The 7598-nt window shown below is 61.8% G+C and carries 8 protein-coding genes; 3 read left to right on the forward strand and 5 right to left on the reverse strand.

Annotation, left to right across the window (positions count from 1 at the left end):
- The 3 genes from HPQ62_RS20715 to HPQ62_RS20725 form a co-directional block, all read right to left on the reverse strand.
- Positions 1 to 2045: AAA family ATPase (locus tag HPQ62_RS20715; RefSeq protein ID WP_174804499.1), on the reverse strand; the 2045-nt coding region annotated here is incomplete at its 3' end.
- A gap of 53 nt (positions 2046 to 2098) precedes the next feature.
- Positions 2099 to 3082, reverse strand: a complete 984-nt coding sequence (locus HPQ62_RS20720) for a GIY-YIG nuclease family protein (protein ID WP_174804500.1) — start codon at positions 3080 to 3082, stop codon at positions 2099 to 2101.
- Between the two features lie 206 nt (positions 3083 to 3288).
- Positions 3289 to 3795, reverse strand: coding sequence for a hypothetical protein (locus HPQ62_RS20725; RefSeq protein ID WP_174804501.1), 507 nt, complete (start codon positions 3793 to 3795; stop codon positions 3289 to 3291).
- 121 nt (positions 3796 to 3916) lie between these two features.
- Between HPQ62_RS20725 and HPQ62_RS20730 the strand changes: the two genes are divergently transcribed.
- Positions 3917 to 4069: a ribbon-helix-helix protein, CopG family gene (locus HPQ62_RS20730; protein ID WP_174804502.1), complete on the forward strand. Its 153-nt coding sequence runs from the start codon at positions 3917 to 3919 to the stop codon at positions 4067 to 4069.
- A gap of 92 nt (positions 4070 to 4161) precedes the next feature.
- Here HPQ62_RS20730 and HPQ62_RS20735 read toward each other — a convergent pair whose 3' ends face one another.
- The gene (locus HPQ62_RS20735; protein WP_174804503.1) at positions 4162 to 4779 is read right to left on the reverse strand and encodes a hypothetical protein; all 618 of its coding nucleotides are present in this window, start codon (positions 4777 to 4779) and stop codon (positions 4162 to 4164) included.
- 69 nt (positions 4780 to 4848) lie between these two features.
- Positions 4849 to 6591 carry a hypothetical protein gene (locus HPQ62_RS20740; RefSeq protein ID WP_174804504.1) on the reverse strand — a complete coding sequence of 581 codons (1743 nt, stop codon included), beginning with the start codon at positions 6589 to 6591 and terminating at the stop codon, positions 4849 to 4851.
- Positions 6592 to 6681: 90 nt separating this feature from the next.
- On the opposite strand from HPQ62_RS20740, the gene HPQ62_RS20745 reads away from it, so the two are divergent.
- Positions 6682 to 6894: a helix-turn-helix transcriptional regulator gene (locus HPQ62_RS20745; RefSeq protein ID WP_174804506.1), complete on the forward strand. Its 213-nt coding sequence runs from the start codon at positions 6682 to 6684 to the stop codon at positions 6892 to 6894.
- Between the two features lie 250 nt (positions 6895 to 7144).
- On the forward strand, positions 7145 to 7598 hold a 454-nt coding region (locus tag HPQ62_RS20750), incomplete at its 3' end, for a DUF1403 family protein (protein ID WP_174804505.1).

Below are 7598 nucleotides of genomic sequence, written 5' to 3' on the forward strand. Positions count from 1 at the left end.
TCGGCCATCCACACCAGCAGGTCCTGGTTATGCGTGAGAAGCTTTTCCGCGCGGGACTCGGCCTTGATCAGGCGTTCGCGGATGCGGAGCCTCAAGGTTTCGGCGATCTCTTGATATGCCTGAGGGGCGCCGAGCCAGACCGGGCCGAACTGGCCAAGACCGAGATGGGTTTCGATCCGGGCGGCGCGATCGGTGGCGATGGCAATGTCCGAGGTGATGCCGCCGCCGGCGCCGGCGGAGATATCGGCGAAGATCAGGCGTTCTGCCGCGCGGCCAGCCATGCTGCCGGCAAGCTCTGCCTCGATATCGACGAGCAGTTGCTCGTCGCGCCGCACCCGGTGGCGGGTGCTGCCATTGCCATCGGCGGCAATGGAGAGGCGCTCGACCGTGCCGAGGTTGAGGGCATGGATGACGATGGCATGGCCGCATTCATGAACCGCGGAGCGGAAGTCGATCTCCGGATCAAGCGTCTCGGCGAGATTGAGGGCAAGGTCCTCTTCCTGAAGGGCACGGCCTTCCATGCGCGCAAGCGAGCGTGCCCTGCGGATTGCAGCATCGACCTCGGCCGCGGTCAGGCCGATGGCGCGGCGGGCAAGGGTGTCCAGCGTTTCCTCCGGGAAGTGTCCTGCAAGATGCAGGCGCATGATCGAGAGGATCGTCGCGTGGTCGGGCCGCGGGACCTCGCATTTGAAGTCGAAGCGGCCTTCGCGCAGGATCGCCGGATCAAGCCGGGTCGGATCATTGCAGGCGCCGACCAGCAGCACGCCTTCCGCCTGCATCAGCAGATCGACCTGTTCGATGAAGCCGTTGATGACCTGGGTGCGGTAGGTTACGGCGTGATCGTCGCGGGCCGTGCGCGAGCCTGCAGCATCGATCTCGTCGATGAACAGGATTGCCGGCTTCCTGCCCTTTGCCTCGGCAAAGCTTGCCTGCATCGCCGCAAGCATGTCGCCGAGATGGCCGCGCCCCTGCCAGGTGGCAAAGCTTGCCTGAACGAAACCGACATCCGGCGTCTGACCCATGGCACGGGCAAGATAGCTCTTGCCGGTTCCGGGCGGACCGTAAAGCAGCAATGATCTTGTGATCTCCGACCATTCCGCCTCGCCCTTCTGCCATGCCTTGAGATCCGCCATCATCAGCCGGGCGGTCTGAACCGCCTCGTTGTTGCCGGCGATTGCATCCAGCCCCGGTCCGGCCGGGCGTTCATCGATCGTCAGCTGCAGGGCGAGACAGGCGGCGACCTTTTCTGCCGTTGATGCGCGGAGCGCCGCACTGATTGCCTCAAAGGGAAGAGACTGCAGCGCCTTGTCATCCGGCAAGGCCTTGCGCACGGCGTCCTCATCCATGCCGGCGCCATGGGTGAGGCGCAGATGATGGAGCATGATCTCGCCGGAGAGCGGGTGAAGCCGGAGCGGTTCCGGCAGGATTCTTGCAAGCCGGGATGGCAGCTCGATGTCGTCGGACTGCAGGATCAGCAGGGGAAAGCCATGATCGAGGCTCGCCATGATGTCGTTGAAGAAGTCGCGTCTGGCTTTGGCCGAGCCGGAATCGCTGGTGGCGACCATCAGCCCGCTGTCCTCTCCCGCCAGAATATCGGCCCGGCTGTCGACGCTGATGCCGGGCGGAAGCATGATATAGAGGATCAGCCGATAGACGAGATCCGAGACATCCGTGTCGATCCCGGATATGACGGTGACGCCTGAGGGCTTCAGGCAGGTTTCCGCAAAGGACCTCCCTGAGCCGAAACTCGCCGCAAGGCGGATAGCAAGCGAGATCATCCGCGCAGACAGCGCCGAGACCGGGTAGCGCGTGCGCAGGCCGGTCGAGATGATTTTATCAGGTTCATCATCGCTCCCGTCCAGAAGATCGATGATCGACAGGGAGGGATGTTTGCGCGAGCGGTAGCCTGGTTGTTTCAGGTCGCGATCGAACTTGCTCTCTCTGGCCTGATCCGTCATGGCGACGAGGTTGGGGTTGTGGCGCAGACGCCAGATCAGTTCGTCGGCATAGCCGGCCCAGGCGGGGCGTTGGATAGTGGTATTCATGGGGAACCCGTTCTTTTCTGTTGGGGCGCGATCAGCGGTTCGGCAAGCGACGGTTATTCGCGGCCCGCTGCCTTCAGGGTGATCTCTGTCTTCGTGATCGCGAGGCAGTCGAGGATCGCGGGTCGATAGATCTCGGAGCGGACATTGATCCAGTGGCGGAAGTCGGCGGGTGCGACGACATGGCCGGGGTGCGCCTTCGCGATTGCCGCATGCAGGGCCTTCTCGGTCTTTTGTGCCAGATGGCCGGTTGCGATCGGGATGCGGTGCAGAAGGCGGGCTTTCACATAGGGTGCGAGATCCAGCTGATGGCGCAGCCTGGAGACCGGATCGCGGGAATAGCCGATCTTGATGAAGTTGCCCTCATCCTCCACGTCGAAAGCCATGACATAGATGGCGCTGGGCGCTGCCGACCAGCATTCGCCGCAACCGGAGCAGCCGAACCGGCCCGTCATCATGTTGGCGATGGCGATGCGCTGGAGATTTCCGCAGCCATGGCGATAGAGCCGGTAATTGCTCTTGCCTTCCGGATCGGGACCGAGCAGCGCCCAGCCGCGTTCCCTTGCCATCGCTGCCAACTGCTGGGCATGGCAGGTGGGGCAGCGGAAGCCGGAGAGGCCCTCGGCCTTGCCCTTCCTGCGGAGCCTTTCAATGCTGCCGGCCTGCCGGGTGAGGATATGGCCACAGGGCATACGGTACTGACGATGCCGATAGTCGTCCTCGTTGCGGCCGAGCAGTTCGAAGCCGCAATCCTCGGCAGCCTTTTCTTCGCGTGCGGACTGGCAGGCGCCGCAGATCGGATTTGCGGTGCGCAGCACGAAGGCCTTCTGCAGGGTATGGCCGCCGCAGCGGTGGCATTCGAGGATCAGATGATAGCGATCGCCGACCCGGTCATGGATGCGGAACCCCTTTTCCTCGGCAATGGCATGCCATTGTTCGGGAACGGGGCCGTTGTAACGGGTCTTCCATTTGCTCATCGGCACATGGCGGGAGCGATGCGGGATATGAAGCGGCTTGCGGGGTTTCTTCGGTGCGGTCATGGAAACCATCCTTCAAAAGGCAAAGAGGGAGCGTCAGCGCCGAAGATCATCTTCGGCGGCAGCAAGTAAGACGGGGCGTCCGGGTGGACCGGAGGCGATGGATCAGGAGTGCCGGCTAGGGCGCAAAGGCTCGGCAGGGCACGGTCAGGCGCATGCGATCACGGTGGACCCGTGTTCGCACTGTTCCAGAATGGGAAAGAACGCGCTCAGAGCGTCGGCGAAACTCCGCCTTCGATCAGCACCTCTGCCTCCGGCTCATGCCGATAGATATCGAGCGTGATCAGTTCGGAGAGAAGCGCACTGCCGCGCGCAAGCATCAGCCGATACTCGCCGCCGTTCGAGATCATGGAGCGCAGCAGCTGACCGGTGCACCGGGCACGGGCTTGATCTGCTTCCGTTGCGGTCTCCGCGCCCATGACGGCGTATGCCATGAAGGCGAGGTCTCGCAGCGGCTGGTCGGTCGGGCCGGAAACAGGCATCGCGATCAGCGCACAGACGGTGTCGGTCAGATTGGAAAGCGCGATCTCGGCATCGCGCAGCCAGAGATCAAAGGCCGGCGCAAAGATATCCGCGTCCTCGATCTCATGCTCTGCCGCAATGGCAAGCGCCATTCGGTCGAGCATGACGGAGAAAAGTTGAGCGATGGGGGAGGATTGATGCGCGCACGCATCTTCATTCGCCGGTTCCGGCGTGATAGGGGCTTGGGTAGCCATTTGAACCTCTCATACAGGTTTAGGTGGTCAGAGCGCTGGTTGAGGGCGGCAACCCTTGCCAGCGTTCGCTATTTATGCCATTACGAATTTCCGATGTCAACATTGAAATGCGGAAAATCAGATGGCACCTCCGAAGAAAGACAATATCCCGCTCACACTGCGCGTCTCGCAGGAGCTTTTGAAGAAGATCGATGCGCTTCGACGCAACGAGGAAGACATTCCAACCCGCCCGGAGATGATCCGCCGGATCCTCGAGCAGCATTTTGAACAATGAGGTCCGGTTGGAGCTGATGTGAGAAAGCCGCGCCGGGTGGCGCGGCTTTGAAGACATCGAAGAAGGCATCCATCGCGCACCGCACCTGCGTCTCACGCGTCCCGCGTCAGAAACCCGAACAGCGAGACTGCGGTATTCTCGTCGAGCGATGTCGCAAGCCGGATGACCTTGTTGCCGTGGCGCATATTGACCCGGTAATTGACCCCAGCCCCCATGCGGACGCCGAGACCGATCAGCTGGGCCGTCGTCTGAGCGGTCGCCACCACCGAAAGGGCTGCCATCATGCCAGCGGGGTTTGACGCTGCGACCATGAACGCCGGCTCTATGTCGCCCGACGCCAGTCGCTGACCCTTCATGTGCGGATTGTCGATGAAGATCTCGCCGATCTCGGCATAGGGATAGAGCTTGCCTTCGCGTTGCAGGCCGGTTGGCTGCAGCAGGAAGGCAAAGCGCGGGCTCTTCAGCCGGTTGATCGCCCAGAGGCCCGCCACATCGATGACAACGACCAGCGCCAGCGCCATCACCCCTGAAAGGAAGCTGAGCGGCCCTTTCAGAAGATAGGCGGCGATCATCGCCGCCGGCACAAGCAGCACGAAGAACATCAGGATCATGTGGCCGATCTTCAGCCCGGCGCCCTTGCCGGACACAAGCAGGCCTTCGCCCTGTTCCTCGACCCGGAAGCCGAGATCCAGCCTTGCAGGATTTGCCATGGGAAACTCCTATTGAATGCCGGCAGCGGGACGTCCGGGTCAGAAAAGAAAGAAAATGGATGAGCGGGCCTAAAGTCCGTGCCGTGCAAACACCGGCGGCAGGTCGGAGCGTTCGGCGCCATAGACATGTGGCGTTCCGTCCACCGAGTGGACGATCACAACCGAGCCATCGGAGGCCTTCACGGCCACGGTCGCAAACTCGCCATTGCAGACATGCGGACGGCACCCGCCATGGACATACCAGCCGGCCTTCTCCTCGAAGGCGCCGGAACCGACGGCGGTCGCGCGCTGAAGTGCTTCGATATCGGCATCCCTGATGACGGAGGTGATCGCCGGCAGGAACCGTGCATCCTCGAAGGTCTGATAGGCGGTCAGGCCCTCCATGTCAGCCGGCAGAATGCGATGGCCGGAGAGATCGGAAGCAGTGGGACTTTCCGTCACAAGATCCCGCGGTGCCAGCGTGAAGATCAGCGGTGTGCGCCCGTCAGCGCCATCGACGGCATAGAGCGCGATCTCGTGATTGACCGTTCCGTCCCGCCAGGGGTCAGTCGGACGGATATAAACCGGCCCATCGCCCATATCCTCGCCGAGGATATAACGGGCGGCGGATACATAGGCATCCGAGAAATATATCCCGCCGGTATCGCCCTTCAGCCATTCCGGATGCCAGCCGACCTTGAGATCTGAGCGTAGGAACGCGCCAGCATCCGCGCCAAGCATGTCTCCTATCGCCGTGTCATAGTCCGCCTCGGCAAGATCGAGAACGCCTTCGGCGCGCGTCAATATCCACGCGTCATCCAGCTTGTCGAAGATCAGGACGCCACAGGCATCGGCGATATGCGGCGTGCCGCAATCAAGCGCCCGCCCGATCGGATTGGTATCGATCTCGCCCAAGGGAAGCCGGGCTTTGGCCGTTACACTCTGATTGGCAAAGATCTTGCCGACCATGTCGCCGTCATTGCCGAAGCCGACCCGGAAACGGGTGGCCTCATCCAGTTGCTCTTCTTCGACGCGGCCGCCCGCCATTCGGAAGCGGCCATCGTCGTATGCGTGACTGTCACTGACCGCGAAACCATAATTTGCAGTCAGCGCATTGCGTACGGTGTTCCAGTCCGAGCCGATCGGCGGCAGGGCGGCAGCTTCCAGAACATCGGCCTGCGTCTTCTGGACGAGTGCCTCGATTGCATCTTCATCCAGCGAAAGCGTGTCAGGCTCATGGGCCATGCTGGCAATGATCCCGCCATCCCGGTCGACATAGTCGAACTTGTAGAGCGTCGCGAGCAAGCCGTTCGCATGCCCCGGATCGCGTCTAAAATCCCCGGCGCGCAGAATTGCAGTGCCGCCCAGCGACGGAGGCTCCCGCGCCCGGATCTCACGGCCTTCATCCGGCGTGGCCGGCAGGATCGCGTATTCGCTGCCATTGGAGAACCGCAGGCCGCCACCGACCTGCAGATAGACCCCCGGTGCAAAAAGGCTCACCGGAAACCCGCCACGCCCGGCATCATAATCGCCGAGCCGGACGGAGACCCGCATCAACACCTCCGTCTCCGGCCCGACACGCATCTGCCCCGCCTCAAGCAGCGCTACCTGCTCGGCGAGCACCGCCTCTCGCGAAAACTCATCCGCCGCCCGATACTCAGGCGACTGCTTCGCCAGCGCCTCGAGGTCTGGGCCCTTGCCTGTGAGCGACTGCGTCAAGGCGCGCCAGAAGCTGTCGTCCGGGAATTCGATTGTCTCGGCGTGAACTGAAACTGCGAAAAGCGCCATGGCGCCAGCGAGAACAAGGGATTGGAAGCGATTTGAGTGGGTCATGCCAGGATGCTCTGCAGTAAGGGGTCAAATTCCACAAAGATGAGTATACTCCGTGGCTATATACTCATCAACCCATTGATGATCCTGTCCATGGACATCCGGGAAATCTTCGCACAGAACCTGAAAGCGGCCCGCAAGGCCAAGGGCCTATCACAAGAGGAGCTCGCACACCGTGCCGGCATAGATAGGACCTATGTCGGTGCGCTGGAGCGATGCCGTTATGCCGTGAGCATAGATATTGCAGACCGGCTTGCAGTGGTGCTGGAGACCGAGGCGTGGAGGCTTTTGCAGCCTGCCACTTGAACGGCGGGCTAGGTTGGAAAGATCATGCAGCTATAGATGGTGAATAGTTTTCCGAATGCGACTAAATTCCGTTTTTTATGTGTAAGAGACCGACAGCGTGGGGCCGCTCGGTTGATGCTTAGCTAGGCTTGCATGATAGGTTAAGTGATTGATACTGCAAGATTATCAATCATAATGCAGAAAAGACAAGTCGTGCTGTTGTATCATAAAAACCTAGCATGAACTGCTCCTACCGATTAGCCTCACCGCCATGGGCTACCACGCCTCACCACACGCCAGAACCGACGCGATCACCGAGCCCCTGCCAGCTTGGGCCCGCCCGCGTGGGCCCGATCTGACCGAAGTCGATGCCGCCGTCGCTGCCGTTATTGCCTTGAAATCGATTGATGATCTCGTCCGGTCCGAACCAGTCTGGGGCGGCTGCTGGCGCGAGCGGCAGGCCCTGAAATGCACCGTCGCCGCCGTCCGTCTGACCGGTCGCAACGAAGACGAGGCGGCGCTCCGCGATGCCGTTCTGCTCACCGCAGCCGGCGACGATCCAGGTCCCGCCGGCAAGGCGGTTTTGGCCTACAAAAGACTCGCCACCCGAAAACCCGGTTTTGCCGCGAAGCAGGTCGAAGATCTTGCCGACCTGATGGGGCTCGCCTTTGACGACCACCTCGCCGCCATCCCGGAGCTGGCAGACACCGCGCTCCAGTCGGGCC

The sequence above is a fragment of the Martelella limonii genome, assembly GCF_013344475.1.
Taxonomy (GTDB): domain Bacteria; phylum Pseudomonadota; class Alphaproteobacteria; order Rhizobiales; family Rhizobiaceae; genus Martelella; species Martelella limonii.

Coding starts and splice junctions, on each gene's coding strand:
- HPQ62_RS20720 (WP_174804500.1), bottom strand. CDS start 3,082: ATGACCGCACCGAAGAAACCCCGCAAGCCGCTTCATATCCCGCATCGC.
- HPQ62_RS20725 (WP_174804501.1), bottom strand. CDS start 3,795: ATGGCTACCCAAGCCCCTATCACGCCGGAACCGGCGAATGAAGATGCG.
- HPQ62_RS20730 (WP_174804502.1), top strand. CDS start 3,917: ATGGCACCTCCGAAGAAAGACAATATCCCGCTCACACTGCGCGTCTCG.
- HPQ62_RS20735 (WP_174804503.1), bottom strand. CDS start 4,779: ATGGCAAATCCTGCAAGGCTGGATCTCGGCTTCCGGGTCGAGGAACAG.
- HPQ62_RS20740 (WP_174804504.1), bottom strand. CDS start 6,591: ATGACCCACTCAAATCGCTTCCAATCCCTTGTTCTCGCTGGCGCCATG.
- HPQ62_RS20745 (WP_174804506.1), top strand. CDS start 6,682: ATGGACATCCGGGAAATCTTCGCACAGAACCTGAAAGCGGCCCGCAAG.